At 70.8% G+C, this 19,526-nt stretch carries 14 protein-coding genes and 1 pseudogene; 10 read left to right on the top strand and 5 right to left on the bottom strand.

The annotated features are described in order from the left end of the window. The 4 genes and pseudogenes from MUU72_RS01830 to MUU72_RS01815 form a co-directional block, all read left to right on the top strand. On the top strand, positions 1-1,235 hold a 1,235-nt coding region (locus MUU72_RS01830), incomplete at its 5' end, for an IPT/TIG domain-containing protein (protein WP_282503483.1). Between the two features lie 249 nt (positions 1,236-1,484). After that, a complete protein-coding gene (locus MUU72_RS01825; protein WP_248011273.1) occupies positions 1,485-3,116 on the top strand; it encodes an IPT/TIG domain-containing protein in 1,632 nt (543 codons plus the stop codon). Between the two features lie 126 nt (positions 3,117-3,242). Further along, a pseudogene (locus MUU72_RS01820) lies at positions 3,243-3,386 on the top strand (IS5 family transposase); the annotation flags it as partial. A 72-nt stretch (positions 3,387-3,458) separates the two neighbouring features. Continuing rightward, positions 3,459-4,166 (top strand): Crp/Fnr family transcriptional regulator, encoded by a 708-nt coding sequence (locus tag MUU72_RS01815; protein ID WP_248011272.1) that lies wholly within the window; start codon positions 3,459-3,461, stop codon positions 4,164-4,166. Positions 4,167-4,177: 11 nt separating this feature from the next. Here MUU72_RS01815 and MUU72_RS01810 read toward each other — a convergent pair whose 3' ends face one another. Beyond that, the gene (locus tag MUU72_RS01810; protein WP_248011271.1) at positions 4,178-4,708 is read right to left on the bottom strand and encodes a Pycsar system effector family protein; all 531 of its coding nucleotides are present in this window, start codon (positions 4,706-4,708) and stop codon (positions 4,178-4,180) included. 312 nt (positions 4,709-5,020) lie between these two features. Here MUU72_RS01810 and MUU72_RS01805 point away from each other — a divergent pair, with 312 nt between their 5' ends. Further along, a complete protein-coding gene (locus tag MUU72_RS01805; protein WP_248011270.1) occupies positions 5,021-5,830 on the top strand; it encodes a hypothetical protein in 810 nt (269 codons plus the stop codon). Further along, on the top strand, positions 5,827-11,100 hold the full coding sequence (locus MUU72_RS01800) for a tetratricopeptide repeat protein (RefSeq protein WP_248011269.1): 5,274 nt from the start codon (positions 5,827-5,829) through the stop codon (positions 11,098-11,100). The genes MUU72_RS01805 and MUU72_RS01800 overlap by 4 nt, the downstream gene beginning before the upstream one ends. A gap of 138 nt (positions 11,101-11,238) precedes the next feature. Here MUU72_RS01800 and MUU72_RS01795 read toward each other — a convergent pair whose 3' ends face one another. The 4 genes from MUU72_RS01795 to MUU72_RS01785 are packed head-to-tail and all read right to left on the bottom strand — an operon-like array spanning position 11,239 to position 13,709. Next, complete coding sequence (locus MUU72_RS01795) at positions 11,239-11,853, bottom strand: FMN reductase (protein WP_248011268.1); 615 nt, start codon at positions 11,851-11,853, stop codon at positions 11,239-11,241. Continuing rightward, positions 11,850-12,953 (bottom strand): LLM class flavin-dependent oxidoreductase, encoded by a 1,104-nt coding sequence (locus MUU72_RS01790; protein ID WP_248011267.1) that lies wholly within the window; start codon positions 12,951-12,953, stop codon positions 11,850-11,852. The genes MUU72_RS01795 and MUU72_RS01790 overlap by 4 nt, the downstream gene beginning before the upstream one ends. Positions 12,954-12,984: 31 nt before the next feature. Next, positions 12,985-13,107 (bottom strand): hypothetical protein, encoded by a 123-nt coding sequence (locus MUU72_RS35150; protein ID WP_282503482.1) that lies wholly within the window; start codon positions 13,105-13,107, stop codon positions 12,985-12,987. A gap of 23 nt (positions 13,108-13,130) precedes the next feature. Next, positions 13,131-13,709 (bottom strand): Dps family protein, encoded by a 579-nt coding sequence (locus MUU72_RS01785; RefSeq protein WP_248011266.1) that lies wholly within the window; start codon positions 13,707-13,709, stop codon positions 13,131-13,133. A 243-nt stretch (positions 13,710-13,952) separates the two neighbouring features. Between MUU72_RS01785 and MUU72_RS01780 the strand changes: the two genes are divergently transcribed. The 4 genes from MUU72_RS01780 (at position 13,953) to MUU72_RS01765 (ending at position 19,496) form a co-directional block, all read left to right on the top strand. Next, positions 13,953-15,314 (top strand): dihydrolipoyl dehydrogenase family protein, encoded by a 1,362-nt coding sequence (locus MUU72_RS01780; RefSeq protein WP_248011265.1) that lies wholly within the window; start codon positions 13,953-13,955, stop codon positions 15,312-15,314. A 53-nt stretch (positions 15,315-15,367) separates the two neighbouring features. Further along, the gene (locus MUU72_RS01775; protein ID WP_248011264.1) at positions 15,368-16,591 is read left to right on the top strand and encodes a low temperature requirement protein A; all 1,224 of its coding nucleotides are present in this window, start codon (positions 15,368-15,370) and stop codon (positions 16,589-16,591) included. Between the two features lie 236 nt (positions 16,592-16,827). Then, positions 16,828-18,705, top strand: a complete 1,878-nt coding sequence (locus MUU72_RS01770) for an amidohydrolase (protein WP_248011263.1) — start codon at positions 16,828-16,830, stop codon at positions 18,703-18,705. A gap of 128 nt (positions 18,706-18,833) precedes the next feature. Continuing rightward, entirely contained in the window at positions 18,834-19,496 is a 663-nt protein-coding gene (locus MUU72_RS01765) for a hydrolase (RefSeq protein WP_248011262.1), read from the top strand. The last annotated feature ends 30 nt before the right edge of the window (positions 19,497-19,526 follow it).

The raw sequence follows: 19,526 nt of genomic DNA, 5'->3' as shown, positions 1-19,526 counted from the left end.
CTGCCTCGGGCCCGACGTCAGGTGGCAATGTGGTGACCATCAGCGGCACGAATCTCTCCGGTGCCACGTCGGTGAAGTTCGGGGGTGTTCCGGCGACGATGCTCACTGATACTGCGAGTCAGATCACGGTGCTTGCGCCGGCCGGGCCGCCATCGTCGGTCGCTGTCACAGTCACTACGGCCGACGGCACCAGCAATGCCTTGATCTATTCCTATGTTGCTGCTCCGGTTCCGGTTCTCGGCAGTCTCAGCCCTGCCTCGGGCCCGACGTCAGGTGGCAATGTGGTGACCATCAGCGGCACGAATCTTTCCGGTGCCACGTCGGTGAAGTTCGGGGGTGTTCCGGCGACGATGCTCACTGATACTGCGAGTCAGATCACGGTGCTTGCGCCGGCCGGGCCGCCATCGTCGGTCGCTGTCACAGTCACTACGGCCGACGGCACCAGCAATGCCTTGATCTACTCCTATGTTGCTGCTCCGGTTCCGGTTCTCGGCAGTCTCAGTCCTGCCTCGGGCCCGACGTCAGGTGGCAATGTGGTGACCATCAGCGGCACGAATCTTTCCGGCGCCACGTCGGTGAAGTTCGGAAGTAATGCGGCGACCATCCTCACCAATACCGCGTCCCAGATCACAGTTATCGCTCCTGTCGGGCCGCCGTCCTCGGTGAATGTGACCGTTAGCACGGCCGGCGGCACCAGCAATCCGCTGCCCTACTTCTACATCGCCGCGCCCACCGTCAGCGACCTGTCCCCCCACCTCGGCCCGGCCACCGGAGGCAACACCGTCATCCTCTTCGGCAGCAATCTGACGCTCACCAGCACCGTGAGCTTCGGGGGCATCCCGGCCACCGGCTTCACCGTGGTCTCCGACAACCAGTTGAACGTGACCGCTCCGGCCGGGACCGGCACGGTCACCGTCACCGTCACCACACCGGGTGGGACCAGTACGGCGGCCACCGGGAATCCGTACTACACGTATCTGGGGGCACCCGTCCTGACCAGCCTCACCCCGTCCCACGGCGCTGATCTGGGGGGCGACGCGGTCGTGCTGGGCGGCAGCAACCTCACCTACACCGATGCGGTGACCTTCGGCGGCGTCCCGGCCTCGTTCGCGGCGATCTCCGACAGCCAGGTCGTCGCGACCAGCCCGGGCGGGGCACCCGGCACGGTGAGCGTCGTGGCGCACACCCCGGCCGGGAACAGCAACGCCCTGCCCTATGTCTACGACCCGTCCTGAGCCCGCCGGCCGACGAGCCGTCAGTGCGGTTGCCCTCGCGGCTGCTCTTACCGTCGACGCGGTGGCCGTCAGTGCCTGGCGATCGACTCGGACATCAGGAAAAGGAGAGCGTCATGGTTCCGCTAGTCATCGGCGTCAGCACCGGCCAACGCGCTCCAGCAGGAGGCACTTCGTTCACCGGCAGCAGCACCGGTTTTGCCAGTGCATCGGCGGCGGGTACGGAGGGAGTCGCGGAGCCGGGGGGACGTCGTGGCGACGAATGAGCCGCTGCTGGCGGTCGAGATTCCGGTGGGGCACGCCCCCATCATGGCGGCGATCACCCCGGACGGCCGGCACGTCTATGTGACCAACTTCGGGAGCAGCAGCGTCAGCGTCATCGACACGACCACCCGGAGCGTCATCACCACGATCGGTGTGACCAGCGGGCCGTGGGGAGTCACGGTCAGCCCGGACGGGCTGCGCGCCTATGTGGCCTGCTTCGGGGTCGACAGAGTGGCGGTCATCGACACCGCCACCCGCACCATCACGGCCAGCATCCCGGGGTTGGACAAGCCCTTGGGCCTCACGGTGTCACCCGACGGCTCCAGGCTCTATGTGGCCAGCCAGGGTGGGAGCCGGGTCGATGTCATCAGCACGGCCACCGACACCGTCATCGACTCGGTACCGGTGGGCACCGGGCCACGCAACCTGGCGGTCACCCCTGACGGGAGGGAGGTCTACGTCACTGAGGAAGGTGCGAACGCGGTTTCGGTCATCGACACGGCCACCCACACCGTCATCGCGACTCTCACCGGGTTCGTCTTCCCCCGGGGGGTGGCGGTTTCCCCCGACGGACAGCGCATCTATGTGACGGAGTACGGCGGCAACCAAGTGGACGTCATCGACGCAGCCACGCACACCGTCGTGGACACGGTCACCGGGCTGCCCATCCCCTTCGGCCTGGCGGTCAGCCACCACGGCCTGCTGGCGTACGTCGCGCGCGACGGCGATGACAGCCTCTCCGCCATCGACCTCATCAGGAACGAGACCGTCGATACGGTACCGGGCTTTCACGCGCCGTCCTGGCCGGTGGTCACACCGGACGACCTTGAGGTCTACGTCGTCAACAACGGCAACGAGACGGTCAGCGTGCTGCCCGCACCACCCGGTGCGTACCCCGGTGTAGGTCCCCTGTCGGGTGGGACGCCGGTGGACCTCATCGGGGAAGGGCTGGGCAACACCACCGACGTCCGCTTCGGATGCCAGCCGGCCGCCTCCTTCACGGTCCTCAACGATCAGGAGGTCCTGGCCGTCTCGCCGCGCCTCGTGACCGACGTCAAGATCGATGCCACCATCGGGCAGAACACCACCCGGACCGTAGGCCGGTTCTACTACCTCCCGGACTCGGTGCTGAGCAGCATCAGCCCGCTGTCCGGCCCGCTGAGCGGGGGCGGCACCCTTGCCGTGACCGGCCACGGCCTGATCACCACCACATCGGTGCGCTTCGGCACCGTGGCCGTCACCCCGTCGTCGATCCTGGACGACCGGATCACTGTCACGGTGCCACCCGCGGAGACGGCCGGCCCTGTGCCGGTCACCGTGGTCACGCGGAGCAACTCCTACGGGCGAGCCACCTTCACCTACGTCGGGCCGCCCGGCATCACCTCCGTGACCCCCTCCAGCGGCTCGACGGCGGGCGGCGACCCGGTCCTGATCGTGGGCACCGAGCTCGCGACCGCCCAGTCGGTGACGGTCGGCGGCGTCCCGGCTGCCTTCGGGGTCATCTCCAACACCCGGATCGCCGCCGTCACTCCCCCCGCGGCCGCCCCCGGCCCGGCGAGCGTCACCGTGACGACGACGGGCGGCACCACCACCGTGCCCGGGGCTTTCGTCTACACCTGATCACCGTGACGGTTGCCGGGTGCCGAAAACCGCCATCGTCCCGGGCGGTTGCAGCCGCTCGATCTTCCGGCGCTGTGCGCTCAGGCGCTGGTCGGGGAGTTTCACGACCGGCTGCGTGATCGGGTACGGCAGAGGGCGGGCCGGGATGTGCAGCCCACGGCCGGCGTGATCGATTCGCAGTCCGTCAAGGCGGACGCGGTCGTCGGTGCGGACAGTCGCGGCTTCGACGGCGGCAAGCTGGTCAACGGCCGCAAGCGGCAGGGCGTGGTCCGCCGATCATGAAGATCGGCATCGTGCTTACAGCATGATGATGTCCTGTGACCGGAAGACAGGGGGATGTCGGTGGCTGTTCACCTCCAGCCCGAGGAGTGGCCCGCGCGCAGTCTGCTGGGGATGCTGCCGCTCCCGGCGCGGCAGGAATTGCTCGGCCGGGGAGCCGAGGTCCGGTTCGACGCGGGCGACGTGCTGCTGCGAGAGGGGTGGGACGACCGGCATGTCCTGCTGCTGCTGTCCGGGTTCGTCAAGGTCACGGCGACAGTGGAGAACGGTCAGACCTCGCTCCTCGCGGTCCGGGCAGCCGGGGACATCGTGGGCGAGATGGCGGCCATGGACGGCGCGCCGCGATCGGCGACCGTCACCGCCTGCGGCCCGGTGACCGCCCGGAGGCTCTCGGCCGACACGTTGCGGGAGCTGTTGCTGAGCCGGCCCGAGATCTTTGTGGCCCTTACGGGGATCATCGCCAACCGGCTGCGCTCGGCGAACAGACGGCGGCTCGACTTCCGCGGCTATCCGGCGAAGGTGCGGCTGGCCCGGCTGTTGGTGGAACTCGCCGACTGCTACGGAACCGACCGGGCCGACGGAGTGGAGATCGGCTGCTCGCTGACGCAGCCGGAGCTGGCCACGATGGTCGGCGCCGCCGAGACGACCATCCACAAGGTGCTGAGCGAACTGCGCAAGGACGTCCTGCTGAAGACCGGCTACCGGACCACCACGATCCTGGATCTGCCCCGGCTCACCGGCCTCGCGGAACTGTCGTCCGGGCCGCCGTAGCCGAGCCGGCGTCAGGCCAACACCGGCAGCAGGGCCACGCTCAGCCCCGCGCTCACCCCCATGACGGTCGTGCACACCACGGCTCCCGTCAGCCAGCGGTACTTGCGTACGGCGACATGGGCGAGGAACCGCACCGTGTGCGACAACTCCCGGCGATCCGCGGCCTCGTCGGCGGCTGGTGTGCCGGTGGGCGGAGTGTCGGCGATGTCGGGACCCGAGGCCAGCTGGACGAAGCTGTACCGGTTGTTGTCGGCCGAGCCCCGCAGCAACCGGGGACGCACGGTCGCCGCGAGAGTCACCGCGCCTGCGACGAGCCCGCAGACGAACAGGGCCAGCAGCGTCCCCGCGTACACCCCGTCCGCGCCGCCCTGCCCGCAGACGGCCACGGACTGCCGGATCCACGTCCCCGAGGTGCCGACCAGCGTCGCCTGCGCGGCCGCCAGGATCCCGGCCTTGGCGTCCGCGTGCTGGTGGGTCGTCTGGAGCGCGGTCAGCATGTACTGCGCGGGGTGGCCGGCTGCTGCCTGTCCGGTCGGTGCCATGAAGTCTCCTTCGGTCGACGGGCACGAGGTCCGTCCAGTAGGCGGGCGAAGGCCCCGACCGGACCAGTCACTTCTGCGGGTTCTGCGGACTTCGGGAGCGGTCACTCTTCCCAGGCGGACCGGCAACCCGTATTTCCACGGGGTGCACACGGGACGACAGGTGTACGAATGCTGTTACCGACGCTCGTCTTCGGGGGAGCGGGCGGGCGCAGGGTCTCTCCATGGGGAGTCTGTGCGGTAACTCCGTTGGTTTGACGGGGACGTGAGAGTCATGCTCCTCTCCCCGGTGAACTTCGTGTACCGAGAGGTGTCATGGTGGGGAACGGCGGGGACGAGCAGGACGCCGTAACGGCGTTCGGGCGCAGGCCGCTGCTGGCGGTCGACGCCAAGGGGTACGGCGGGGTCGACGTGGAGACACAGCGCCAGTTCCAGCAAGCGATCGTCGGGTTGCTGGACTCGGCGGCCGCGAAGGCCGGATTGGACCGTGCGGCATGGGAGACACAGGAGGGCGGGGACTCGCTGTTCGCCGTCCTGCCCGCGGACACCTCCGAGCCCGCCCTGGTCGACGACTTCATGCGCGCGCTGGACGCGAGCCTGCGCGCCTTCAACTTCAACCTCGGCAAGGGGCGACGGCCCTGGCTCAGGCTGCGCGCTGCGGTCCACTTCGGCGCGGTCGGGCTGGGCGCCAACGGGTTCGTCGGGCGGGCCCCGGTCGAGACCGGCCGCATCCTCGACTGCGCGCCTTTGCGCGCTGCCCTGGACGAGGCACCGTACGCCTGTCTGGCCGTCGCGGTGTCGTCGACCGTCTTCCACGACGTGGTCGAGGAGGCGTACACCACCATCCCGCCGCAGGAGTTCCGGCGCGTCGGCGTCCAGGAGAAGGAACATCAGGGCGAGGCCTGGATCTGGGTCCCGGGCGCGGAGATCCGCCAAGTGGACCTGGGCCCGGCCAAGAAGGACCCCGCCCCGGGCCACACGCCAGGCGCCGGGCCCTCCGTCGGCAACCTGCACAGCGGGGAAGGCAGTGCGATCGTCGTGGGGAACGGAGGGAGCGCGAGTGTCACCAACGGGGCCGGTGGTGTCCCCTCGCCGGGTCCCGAAAGCGCGGGGGAGCGGCCGTGACCGAGCCGGGCCCGAGCGTCAACTATCTGCGAAGCGGTGAGGGCAGCGCGATCGTCGTCGGGGACGGCGGTACCGCGACGGCGATCAACGTCTACGGCACCCGTGTGCCCGCGATCGAGGCACTCCCCGCCCTGTCCGCTCCCCGGTCCGCGTGGCTCATGACACAGCCCAGCCGTCTGCTGGACGCGCGCAGCCGCGTCGTGCCGTTTGTCGGCCGGGAAGCCGAACTGGAGCGGTTGCGGCGGTGGCGGGACGATCCGGGTGCGCGGCTGTCGGTCCTGCTGGTGCACGCACCTGGTGGGCAGGGCAAGACCCGCCTGGCGACGGAGTTCGCCGAGCAGTCCAGGAGCGCGGAACTGCCCGTCCACGCACGGTGGTTGGTCCGCCAGGCAGGGTTCCGCGGCGTGCCCGGCCCGGCAGCGCCGGATGGTGCGTCCGCCTCGGACGAGGCCGCGGCCGGGGTGCTCCTCGTCGTCGACTACGCCGACCGGTGGGCGCACAGCGAACTGGTACGTCTGCTGTCCGATCCCGTGCTCAACCAGGATCTGCCCACGCGGGTCCTGCTGGTGGGCCGTACCGTTCGCTGGTTCGCCGCGCTCCGCGGCGAGCTCGGCGAACGCAGAGCCGGCGCCGGCGACCTGCTCCTTCCGCCACTGGCCGCGGACCGCGCGCGGATGTTCGCCGCCGCCCGGGACCGCTACGGCGCCGCCGACCTGTACGGCCTGTCGGACACCGCGGACATCGACCCGCCGGGCTCCCTCGACCACCGGGACTTCGGCCTGACGCTGAACCTGCACATGGCCGCCCTGGTCGCTGTGGACGCTCACGCCGACGGCAAGAAGCCGTCGCTCACCGAGCCGCACGAGCTGTCGGCGTATCTGCTGGACCGCGAGCGTCTGGCCTGGCAGCGGCTCTACGAGGCCGGGAAGCAGGGGCAGACCTACCGGACCGACCCCGACGTCATGGCCCAGACCGTTTTCACCTCCGTACTCACCGGAGCGGTCGGTCACTTCACCGGCAAGCGCGCCCTGAAGACCCTGGACCTGCCCGAGCACTCCGGGTACCTGCTCAAGGACCACCGGTTCTGCTACCCGCCCGCCGACCGCTCCCTGGTCCTGGAGCCCCTGTACCCCGACCGGCTCGCGGAGGACTTCCTCGGGCTGCTCACCCCCGGCCACGACATCACGTCCTATGAACCCGACCCCTGGGCGAGCGACGTCCCTGGTGCCCTCACTGCCGAGGAGGACCTGCGTTCCGTCATCGCCCCCCGCGCCGTCACCTTCCTCGCGACCGCCGCCGGGCGCTGGGCCCATGTCCGCGACAACGTCCTGTTCCCGCTGTTGCGCGACGATCCGGACCTCGCGATCACCGCCGGCAGCCCGGCCCTGACCGCCCTGGCCGCCCTCGCCGACACCAAGCCCTCCGACACCCCGGACGCTTCCGCCGACCCCGAGCTGCTGGCCGTACTGGAAGCCGTCGAGTCCAGGCTGCCCGACGGCCGTGACGTCAACCTGGACATCGGCATCCTCGCGGTCATGGAGGTCCTGATCGCCCACCGCCTGGCCGCCGCCACGGACCTGGGCCGACGGGCCGGGCTGTACCGCACCCTGGCCTGGCGCCGCACCAACGCGGGACGCCGGGAGGAGGCGGTCGGTCCGGGCGAGGAGGCGGTCCGGCTCTATCGGGAACTCGTCCGGTCCGACCCCGGAAACCTGGGCCATCTGAGCGGTTTGGCCTCCGCCTTGGCCGACCACGGGGGCCGGCTGTCCGACGTGGGCCGCCCGGAGGAGGCACTGTTCCTGACCGAGGAGGCCGTGGCGATCAGCCGCCGGCTGACCGCGGCGGATCCCACCGCCCACCGGCACACCCTGCGCGAGGCACTGACCGGCTTGGGCAACCGGCTGGAAGCCCACGGCCGCCCGGCGGAGGCGTTGGCCGCCACCCAGGAGGCCACCGACCTGTGCCGGCAGGCGGCCGACGAGGACCCGGCCGGGCACCGGCACGGCCTCGCGCTGGCGTTGGGCAACCTCTGCCTGCGACTGACGAACGCGGGCCGCCGGGAGGAGGGGCTGGTTGCCGCCCGCGAGGCCGTCGACCTGCACCGGCTACTGGCCGCCGCCCGGCCCGGCGCCGAGCGGCCCTATCTGGCCGGGGCGCTGAACAACCTCGGTCGCGCGCTGCTCAGCGTCGAGCGTACGCACGAGGGGCTGGACGCCGTACGGGAGGCCACCGGCCTGTACCGGGAGCTGGCCGAGGCGAACCCGGCCGCCTACCGGTCCGACCTGTCCACCGTCCTCCTCAACCTCGGCGAATCCCTCGTCCGGCTGGGCGACGGGGACGAGGCGCTCACGCCCATTCAGGAGGCGGTGGACATCCAACGGCGGCTGGCCGAGGACGGCTTCAACTCGCCCCTCACGCTCGCCAACTCGCTGAACAGTCTCGGCGAGCGGCTGTGGGACCTCGATCGTGAGGACGAGGCCGTGGCCGCCACCCAGGAGGCCGCTGACCTGTACCGGCAGGTGGCGGTGGCCCACCCGGCGCTCGACCTTCCCGCCTACGCGGACGCGATGCACCGGTTGTCGCTGCCCCGCAAGGGGCGCCGTCAGGAGGCGCTGACCGCCGTCGAAAGGGCCGAGCGACTGCGGCGGAGACTGGACGACGCCGCTCCCGGCACCGACCTCACCGAGCTCACGAAGTCGCTGGCCGACCTGGGCGGAGTCCTGGTCGGGCTGGGGCGTGTCGGGGAGGCCGTCACCGCTGTGCAACGGGCCGCCGACGCCCGTGCGGACACCGGCGACGAGACCGGCGCGGCGGATCTGTTACTGAACTTCGCCGGCCGGGTGCTCAGTCCGGGGCGGTTCGAGGAGGCGGCCACCGCGAGCGAGCGGGCCGCCGGACTCTACCGCCAAGCCGGCAACCGCGCACTGGAGGCCGCCGCGCTGATCAACCTCAGCAACGCCCTGTCCCGGATGGAGCGGGCGGCCGACGCGGCCGACGCGGCAGGACGGGCCGCGGCCGTCTACCGGGAGACCGGCGAGCAGCACCTGGAGGCCGCCGCGCTGACCAACCAGAGCAACGCCCTGACGGCGGCCGAGCGGTACGAGGAGACCGTCACCGTCAGCCGGCGCGCGCTGGAACTCTTCGAGGAGCACGAAGCGGGTGGCTCGTCGGGACCGCCGCTGCACAACCTGGGCAACGCCCTGCTGCGGCTGGGCCGGTTCGAGGAGTCCCTCGACCTCACCCGGCGTGCCGCCGCCGTCTACCGGAAGAAGGGCAACCGCAGCAGCGAGGCCGACTCCCTGACCAACCTGGGCGACGCCCTGTATGAGCTGAAACGGTACGACGAGGCCGTTCCCGTCTTCGAACGGGCCGCCGCCCTGCGCGTGGAGATCGGCGATCCCGCCGGGGAGGGCAGGACACTCGGCAGACTCGGTGCCGTGCTGATCGAGCTGGGGCGGTTCGAGGAGGCCGTAGCCCCCTGCCGGCAGGCCGTCGTGCTCCTCGGCGGGACCGGCAACCGTGACAGCGAGGCCCGGGCGCTGGCCAATCTGGGCGCTGCCTGCGTTCGGGCGGGCCGGTTCGCGGAGGCCACCACCGCGTGCGGCAAGGCCGCGTCCGTGTTCCGGGAGGCCGGTGACCACGGCGGTGAGGCCGACGCCCTGGCCAACCGCAGCGAGGCCCTGACGAAGGCGGGACGGTACGAGGAGGCCGTTGCCGTCTGCGAGCAGGCCCTGGCGCTGTACCGCGAGACGGGCAACCGTCCCCGGGAACGCGCGTTGCTGCACGGACTGGGCACCGATTTTCTCTCTGTGCACAGATACGAGGAGGCCGTCACCGCCTACGAACGGGAACTCGTGATCTGCCGGGAGACCGGCCGCGACGGTGAGGGCAACGTGCTCCTCGGCATCGGCCTCTGCCTGGTGCATCTGGAGCGGCACGAGCGGGCTGTCGCCGTCTGCGAGGAGGCCGCGGCCATCTGCCGTGAGTCGGGCGACCGCGGTGGTGAGGGCGCGGCATGGGAGTGTCTCGGAACCGCGCTGGTCAAGCTGGATCGCACCCCGGAGGCCGTCGCCGCCCGCACCCGGGCCGTCGCGGCGTTCCGCGCCGCGGTCAACCCGACATCCGAGGCCGCCTCCGCGGGTGAACTCGGCACTGACCTGGGACGGTTGGGCAGGTACGCGGAGTCCGTCGCCGCCAGTGGGCGGGCCGCCGAACTCTTTCGGCAGCTCGGCGACCGCCTCAAGGAGGCCAAGGCCCTGAACAACGTCGCCCTCGGCCTGGAGCGCAGCGGCCTGCACCAGGAGGCTGTCACCGCCGGCACCCGGGCCGCGGCGCTCTTCCGTGAGGGCGGCGACGGGCACGGCGAGGCCGAGGCCCTCCGGAACCTGAGCCTCGCCCTCGCGTCGGTGGAACGGCGCGAGGAGGCCATCGCGGCTGCGCGGCGGTCCCTCACCTGCTACCAGGAGGCGGGTGATCAGCGCGGCGAGGCCCTGTCGCTGTACAACCTCGGGGGGTTCCTCCTGGGCCAGGAGCGGTACGAAGAGGCCATTCCCGCCTACGTGCGCACCGCCGACATCCTGCGCCGGCTCGGCTTCCCCAGCCTCCAGGCCTCCGCGTTCCTCAACCTCGCCCGAGCCCTGAAAGGGCTGGGCCGGCTCAAGGAGACCATCACTGTCCTGCGCCAGGCCGCCGACATCTACGCGGAGGTCCGCGAGGGGGACGGCGAGGGCAAGGCCCGCCTCCACCTGGGCCACCACCTCATGGAGGCGCGGCGCCACGAGGAGGCAGTTGACGCCTACCTGCGGTCCGCCACCGCCTACGGCACGATCGGCGCGCAGAGCCCCCGGGCCACGTCCCTGCTCGGCCTCAGCAAGGCGCTCTGGAAGGTGGGCCGGTACGAGGAGGCCGTCACTGCCGGCCTGCGCGGCGCCGACCTGTACGACTCAGCACTCGGGCCCGGCTCCGCGGCCTACGCGCTTGCGGAGCTCGGCTGCGCATTCTCCCCGTCCGGACGTTCTCGGGAACTCATCCCTCTGTTCCGCCGGTGGTGCGGGGCCTGCCGGGACAGCGGCGACCGCCTCCAGGAGAGCTGGGCTCTCGTCCTGCACGGCGGCGCCCTGGTGGACGCGATGCGTTACGAGGAAGCCGTCCCTGCCAACCAACAGGCCGCCGTCGCCTGCCGCACGCTGGGCAACGCGGACGGCCTGCGCTATGCGCAGAGCCAGCTCGACAAGGCCGAACGGGGCCTCCGGTGGGGCCGCCACTGGTGATTGCGAGCGTGTCGGAAAGGACCCAAGTGCCAGGTCGAGGCAGGTTTCTGGTCGGCCGACCGCGTTTCACGAGGCCGAGGGCGCCAAGGAGAGCCCTGGAGCCCTCGGGCGCCCCTGACGAACGGGGACGCGACCTGCTCAGTCGAAGCGCAGATCGGAGAGTTTCTTCCTGGACGAGGTCGGGTCGTCCTTCGGTGCGGGACGCGCTGCTCTGTCGGCCAGGATCGAGGCCATCTCCCGGCCTGCCCGGCGTATGCGGGCGGGCAGGCCGTCCGTGTGCGCGTCGCTGCCGGATCCCCAGTCCTCCGACGCCGCGTAGACGCCGGTCGAAAGGACCGCGGTCCGCAGGTAGGTGAAGAGGGGGCGCAGTGCGTGATCCAGGACGAGGGAGTGGCGGGGAGTGCCTCCCGTCGCTCCGATCAGGACCGGCTTTCCCGTGAGTGCGCCCGGGTCGATCAGATCGAAGAAGGACTTGAACAGCCCGCTGTACGAAGCGCTGAACACCGGTGTCACGGTGACCAGGCCGTCGGCGCTCGTCACCGCTTCGATCGCGCCGGCCAGCTGCGGTGGGGGAAACCCGGTGACGAGGTTGTTGGCGATGGCGACCGCCAGCGCACGCAACTCGATGACCTCCACTTCCGCCGTGTGGCCTTGGCCGGCGAGTTCGTCGCGGACCGCGTCGGCGAGCCGGTCCGCCAGGAGGCGGGTGGACGAGGGGGTGCTCAGACCTGCGGATACGGCGACGAGCTTCATGCGGTGGCTACCCCTTCCGGAGTGGTTTCCTGAGCGGAAGCGAGGAGCGATTCATGGGTCGGCGCCTCAGGTACGTCCGCCGGGCGGCCGATGGCGAACTCCTTGCGCAGCACGGGTACGACCTCCTCTCCCAGCAGGTCGATCTGCTCCAGCACGGTCTTCAGCGGCAGCCCCGCGTGGTCCATGAGGAACAGCTGGCGCTGATAGTCGCCCGCGTAGTCGCGGAAGGAGAGCGTCTTCTCGATCACCTGCTGCGGGGAGCCGACCGTCAGCGGGGTCTGGTCGGTGAAGTCCTCCAGGGACGGCCCGTGGCCGTAGACCGGCGCGTTGTCGAAGTACGGCCGGAACTCCCGTACCGCCTCCTGCGAGTTCCTCCGCATGAAGACCTGGCCGCCCAGGCCGACGATCGCCTGCTCGGGAGTGCCGTGCCCGTGGTGGGCGAACCGGGTCCGGTACAGCTCGACCATCTGCTTCGTGTGGTCGGCCGGCCAGAAAATGTTGTTGTGGAAGAAACCGTCGCCGAAGTAGGCGGCCAGCTCGGCTATCTCCGGCGAGCGGATGGAGCCGTGCCAGACGAACGGCGCTACGCCGTCCAGCGGGCGCGGGGTGGAGGTGAAGCCCTGAAGCGGGGTGCGGAACGTACCCTCCCAGTCGATGACGTCCTCCCGCCACAGGCGGTGGAGCAGGGCGTAGTGCTCGAGAGCGAGGTTGATGCCCTCCCGGATGTCCTGGCCGAACCAGGGATACACCGGGCCCGTGTTGCCGCGGCCCATCATCAGGTCCACCCGGCCGTCCGCCAGGTGCTGGAGCATCGCGAAGTCCTCGGCGATCTTCACCGGGTCGTTGGTGGTGATCAGAGTGGTCGAGGTGGAGAGGGTGAGCTTCTCCGTCTTCGCGGCGATGTACCCGAGCATCGTGGTCGGCGACGACGGTACGAACGGCGGGTTGTGGTGCTCACCGGTCGCGAAGACGTCCAGGCCGGCCTCCTCGGCCTTCAGAGCGATGGCGACCATGGCCTTGATGCGCTCGCGCTCGGTCGGTGTCCGGCCCGTGGTGGGGTCCGGAGTGACGTCGCCGACGCTGAAGATCCCGAACTGCAAGGTTCCTCCGTGTAGCGGGTGTGGGGTTGATTCATGACGGGGCCGGCGGCGGCACGGCGGCCGCCGCCGGCAGCACCAGGTCCTCACGGGAGAGCGACCGGGGCGTGAGTCTGCGCTGCTGCCGGCGGTCGGCCGCCGCTGCGGCCAGGTTCACCGCGCTCCGTCAGGCGGCCTTCCTCAGGCGCGAACCAGCGGTGTGTCGACCAGATGCTCGGCCAGGAACCACGCCTGCCGTTCGCCGGTCCGGATCACCTGGGAGACCAGCAGGTCGATGGTGCCGTCGTCACCGTACTCGGCGGTCCGCGCGGCGGCGTCGTGCGCGTCGATGAGGATCGTCTCGTGTGCCTCCACCAGCCGGGACAGCATGGCCGGCACCTCCTCCACCCCGTCCGGGGGCCGCCGGATCGACGTGATCTCGGCGGCGTGCCGCGGGTCTCCCACCGCGACGCCGCCCAGGGACTGGACGCGTTCGGCGAGGGTGTCGATGATGTCGAGCTGTTCGCCCGCGTGCTTGTCCAGGACCAGGTGCAGTTGGTAGAAGGTCGCGCCGCGCATCAGCCAGTGATGCTTCTTGTAGAGGCCGTAGAGGAACTGCGTGTCCGCGAGGACCTTGTTCAGGCGCTGGCAGGAGTACATCCGAGCGTCGTAGGACAGGGCGACCGGGAACTGCTTGACGGTCCCGAACTCCTGGATCACCTCGCCCTTCTGGTGCAGCCAGGGCTGACTGCCGTGCGGGGAGGGCACGTTGGTGGTCATGATCCGCCTCCTGCGGTTCCGTGCTGTGCGTACCCCGGTGACGCTAGGTGCCCGGTCGGGGGGTGCCTTGACTCACAGCGCATGCGGTGGCGTCCGCCACCGCACCGCACCGGTCCGTGACCCCGGTGTTCGCTCCTGGGCAAGCCTCCGTGCGCCGGCGGACTCGGGCCGTCCGCCGGCCGCTCTAGCGTCGGTGGGGAGAGTCCAGCCCGGAGAGCCGGCGGAACGAGGAGAGGCATGAGCGTGAACGAGCAGACGGATGTGGTGGTCGTCGGGCTGGGGCCGGGCGGCGAGCACGTCGCCGGGACGCTGGCCGAGGCGGGGCTGGACGTGGTGGGAGTCGAGGCGGAACTCGTCGGAGGCGAGTGTCCGTACTGGGCGTGCGTGCCCAGCAAAATGATGGTCCGGGCCGGGAGCCTGCTGGTCGAGGCGGGCCGGGTGTCCGCCCTCGCCGGTGAAGCGGTCGTGACTCCGGACTGGGCCAGGGTCGCCGGACGGATCCGTGACGAGGCCACGGACGGCTGGAACGACCGGGTGGCCGCGGACCGCTTCACGGCGAAGGGCGGTCGGCTCGTCCGGGGGACGGGGCGCCTGGCCGGGCCGCATCGTGTGACGGTCGGTGACCGCACCTTCGAGGCCCGGCGCGGTGTCGTACTCGCCACCGGCACCCGGCCCCGGATCCCCCCGGTGCCGGGTCTGGCGGGAACGCCGTACTGGACCAACCGGGACGCCATGGCCGCCGAGGAGCTGCCGGCGTCCATGGTGGTGCTCGGCGGGGGCGCCATCGGCGTCGAACTCGCCCAGGTCTTCGCCCGCTTCAAAAGTGCGGTCACCGTGGTCGAGGGGCAGCACCGGCTGCTGTCGCAGGAGGAGCCGGAAGCAGGTGAGCTGGCCGCTCAGGTGCTGCGCGCGGACGGTGCCACCGTCCTCACGGGCACCCGGGCGCGGCAGGTCAGCCATGACGGCCGCGAGTTCACCGTCCGTCTTGAGGGCGAAGAACAACTGCTGAGAGCGGAACGGCTCCTGGTCGCCACCGGACGCGAGGCCGACCTGACTCCGCTGGCGGTCGACACGGTGGGGCTCGATCCGGCAGCGGGAGCCGTTCCCGTGGAGGGGCACATGCGGGCCGGAGAGGGACTGTGGGCGGTCGGCGACATCACCGGCCGGGGCGCCTTCACCCATGTGTCGATGTACCAGGCCGAGATCGCCGTCCGGGACATCCTCGGGCGGCCCGGGCCCGCCGCCGACTACCGGGCGCTGCCTCGCGTCACGTTCACCGATCCGGAGATCGGGGCGGTCGGCCTGACGGAGCGTCAGGCGCGGGAGCAGGGGCTGCGCGTGCGCACCAGTGTGGTGAGGGTCGCCTCGTCCACGCGTGGCTGGATTCACGGGCCCGGCAACGAGGGGTTCATCAAGCTCGTCGAGGACGCCGACCGGGGGGTGCTGATCGGTGCGACGTCGGCGGGGCCGACGGGCGGCGAAGTGCTGTACGGGCTGAACGTGGCCGTCCATGCGGAGATACCCGTCGACCGGCTTCAGCACATGATCTACACCTATCCCACCTTCCACCGGACGGTCGGGGCGGCTCTGGGAGAACTCCGCTGAACGGCACCCCGACCGTGCAGGCGGACGACCCGGGTGCCGGGCGGTGGCGCACCATGGTGGGCCGCAGCCCCGACGAGCCCCACCGGACCGCCACTTCGCTGGAACTCTTCTCCGACCTGTGCTTCGTCGTCGCGGTGGCGCAGGCATCCGCGAGTCTGCACGGGGCGCTGACGGAGGGCGACCACCTCGGCGGCGCGCTGCGCTTCGCGCTGGTCTTCTTCACCATCTGGTGGGCGTGGATGAACTTCACCTGGTTCGCCTCCGCCTACGACCCGGACGACGTCCCGTACCGGCTGACGGTGCTGGTGCAGATCACCGGATCGCTGATCCTCGCCGCCGGCGTGCGCCGCGCGTTCGAGGACGGGGATCTGCTGATCATCACGCTCGGGTACGTCGTACTGCGGACAGCGCTCGCCGGGCTGTGGCTGCGTGCCGCGCTGTCCGATCCCGCCCGGCGACGGACCACGCTGCGCTTCGCCGCCGGGGTGATGGCCTGTCAGCTCGGCTGGGTGGGGCTGCTCCTCGCCCCGGACCCGGTGCGGCTGGCGGGCATCGTGGTGATGATCGTGGCCGAGGTGTCCGTGCCGGTGTGGGCGCAGTCAGCCGGGATGACGCCCTGGCATCCGCACCACATCGCCGAGCGCTACGAACTGTTCACCCTCATCGTCCTCGGCGAATCCGTCGCAGCCGCCACCGTCGCGGTCCGCAGTGCCTTCGACCGGCAGCACGGCACCGGTTCGCTGTACGCGCTGGCGGCCGGCGGCCTGCTCCTGGCGTTCGCGATGTGGTGGCTGTACTTCGCCCGCCCCGCGCACACGCTGCTCGCCACGACGCACCAGGCCCACCGGCGGCGATTCCCCTGGGCCTACGGCCACTACCTCATCTTCGCCTCGGCGACCGCGGAGGGCGCCGGCCTGGCCGCGTACGCCGATCACCTCACGCGTCACACAGCAGCCTCACCGACCGCCGCCGGTGCCGCGGTCACCGTTCCGGCGGCCGTCTTCCTGGTCACGGTCTGGGTCGTGCACCTGCGGCCGCACCAAAGAAGCCTGGCCGAACGGATTCCGTTCCCCGTTGCCGCGGTCGGCGCCCTGGCGGCCGCCTGGTCACCGGCGCCCGCGCTGCTCACCGGTGTGCTCATGGCGGCCCTGGTCACGGTGGTGACGGTGTCCCGCCGGCGACCGGGCCCCACGGCGGGACCCCGCGTCGGGCTTGGTGCACTGTCGGAACGCTTCCGGTGCACTGCCGGGAAACACGGACGCACTGCTCCGGAATAGCCTGGCGGCGCAGCAGTCGAGGGGCACCGGGAACGGATCGTGTATCGCACGGATATCACGCACGGAATGCTGGCCGGTTCAGCGTCCGCGCAGTAATCGCGCGCTCCTCGGTTTTTTCGCCAGCGGGTCTTCAGCCCTCGATTCTTTTACGCACACGGCTGTCCAGGCACAGGGTCATCGATGCCCATGCGAGCGACGCCGTTCATTCCGCAGGAGGTTGTCGCAAGGTGTCCACGATGCCGGTCGGTGGGCTTTCTCCCCGCGCCACCGACAACGCCGCGGACCTGGTCGTCCGCAACGCGAGGATCCACACCTCGGACCCGGTCCGCCCGCAGGCCGAGGCGATCGCCATGCGCGCCGGTGTCATCACGGCCGTCGGCGACGACAACGACGTCGCCCCCCACATCGGCCCGGACACGAAGGTGGTCGACGCCCTCGGCCGCCGGATGGTTCCCGGCCTCAACGACGCGCATCTGCACGTCATCAGAGGCGGGCTCAACTACGTACTGGAGCTGCGCTGGGACGGTGTCCCCACCCTGCGCCAGGGCCTGGCGATGCTGCGTGAGCAGGCCGCCCGCACGCCCAAGGGCCAGTGGGTGCGGGTGGTGGGCGGCTGGTCGGCCGAGCAGTTCGCCGAACGGCGGCTGCCGACCGTTGCCGAACTGAACGCCGCCGCGCCGGACACCCCGGTGTTCGTCCTGCACCTCTACCAGGCCGCGGTGCTCAACCGGGCGGCTCTCAAGGCCGCCGGATTCACCCGGGACACCCCCGACCCCAAGGGCGGCCAGATCGTACGGGGCCGGGACGGCGAGCCCACGGGCATGCTGCTGGCCGCCCCCAGCGCCCTCATCCTCTACTCGACCCTGGCCAAGGCGCCGGTGCTGGAAGGAGAGGACAAGAAGACCTCCACCCGTCACTTCCTTCGGGAACTGAACAGGTTCGGCCTCACGTCGGCGATCGACGCGGCCGGAGGATTCCAGAACTTCCCCGACAACTACAGCACGGTCGTCGAACTGGCGAAGGCCGGTCAGCTGTCGCTGCGCATCGCCTATCACCTCTTTCCGCAGACCGCCGGTCAGGAAATCGACGACCTCACCCGCTGGATCGAAATGGCCCGCCCCGAGGACGGCGACGAATGGCTGCGCCTCAACGGTGCGGGCGAGAACCTGACGTGGGCCGCGGCGGATTTCGAGAACTTCCGCGAGCCGCGGCCGCAGCTCGCCGACTACGAAGCGGAATTCGAGAAGGCCGTACGTCTGCTCATGGAGAACGGCTGGGGATTCCGGCTGCACGCCACCTATGACGAAACCATCCGCCGGGACCTGTCGGTGTTCGAGAAGCTCGCCGCGGAGGGGCTGTTCCCCGCCGGCAACCGGTGGCTGTTCGACCATGCGGAGACCGTCTCCGCGGACAGTCTCGACCGCATCGCCGCCCTGGGCGGCGCCATGTCCGTGCAGAACCGGTTGTCCTTCCAGGGCGAGGCGTTCGTGAGCCGCTACGGTCCCGGTGCCGCCGCGGACGCCCCGCCGATCCGGGCCATGCTGGAGCGCGGCCTGACCGTCGGGGGCGGTACCGACGCGACCCGGGTCTCCACCTACAACCCGTGGGTCGCCCTGCACTGGCTCATCACCGGCCGCACCGTGGGTGACCTGGTCATCCGCCCGCCGCACAACCGGGTCGACCGCCGGACCGCGCTGGCCATGTTCACCGAGGCAGGAGCCGCGCTGACCGGGGAGGAAGGCGTCAAGGGCATCCTGCGCCCGGGGTTCCTCGGTGACCTGACAGTCCTGTCCGAGGACTACTTCACCGTGCCCGAGCCGGACATCGCGCACATCGAGTCCCTGCTGACCGTCGTCGGCGGCCGGATCGTCTACGCCGCCGGCGAGTACGAGGGGCTGGACGAGGAGCTGCCCCCGGTCAGCCCCGGCTGGAGCCCGGTGGCGCACTTCGGCGGCTACCAGGCCACGCCCCGTGCGGGTCTGTCGGGCGCCCGTCAGGCCGAACTGCTCCGCCAGGCCGTCGCCGAGTCGGAGCAGCACCGCCAGTGGCGCGCCCGACGTGACCTGGCCCCGGAGAGCGCGCGCACGTTCTTCGACCCCTGCTTCTCCCTCTGACCTCCCGGGAGGAGCCCGGCCACGAGCCGCCCCTCCCGGGACACCGACCCAACCCGCGCCGCCCGCGGTGCGGTTGCGCCCGGCAGCGGACACCCGTCCGCGCTCACCACACACCGAAAGGCTCTGTCATGGTCAACATCTCCGAGGTCACCGCTGCCCCCAGCCCCGACCTGCTCACCCCGGACAACTGCGCGGTGCTGTTCATCGACCACCAGCCGCAGATGTTCTTCGGCACCGGCAGCGGCGACCGCACTGCGATCATCAACTCGACCACCGGCCTGGCGAAGGCGGCCAAGGCGTTCGACGTGCCGGTCGTACTGAGCACCGTGGCCGCCGAGTCCTTCTCCGGCCCGATCCTGCCGCAGCTGTCCGAGGTCTTCCCCGGCCAGGAGATCATCGACCGCACCTCGATGAACGCCTGGGAGGACTCCGCCTTCGTCGAGGCGGTCAAGGCGACCGGCCGCAGGAAGCTGGTCCTCGCCGGCCTGTGGACCGAGGTCTGCATCGTCCTGCCCGCGCTCTCCGCCCTCGCCCAGGGCTACGAGGTCTACGTGGTCACCGACGCATCCGGTGGCGTCAGCCCGCAGGCCCACGAACACGCCATCCAGCGCATGGTCCAGGCCGGCGCCGTCCCGGTCACCTGGGTGCAGGTCCTCCTCGAACTCCAGCGCGACTGGGCCCGCGCCGAGACGTACGCCGCCGTGGGCGACGTGGTCAAGGAGCACGGCGGCGCCTACGGCCTCGGGATGGTCTACGCGCAGGCCGTCATCGGGGAACACGCCGCCGGCTGATCCCCCGCTCCCTCACGAAACAGTCATCGG

This window comes from Streptomyces rhizoryzae (assembly GCF_023155275.1).
Taxonomy (GTDB): Bacteria; Actinomycetota; Actinomycetes; order Streptomycetales; family Streptomycetaceae; genus Streptomyces; species Streptomyces rhizoryzae.
This window is presented reverse-complemented; position numbering and strand designations above follow the sequence as displayed.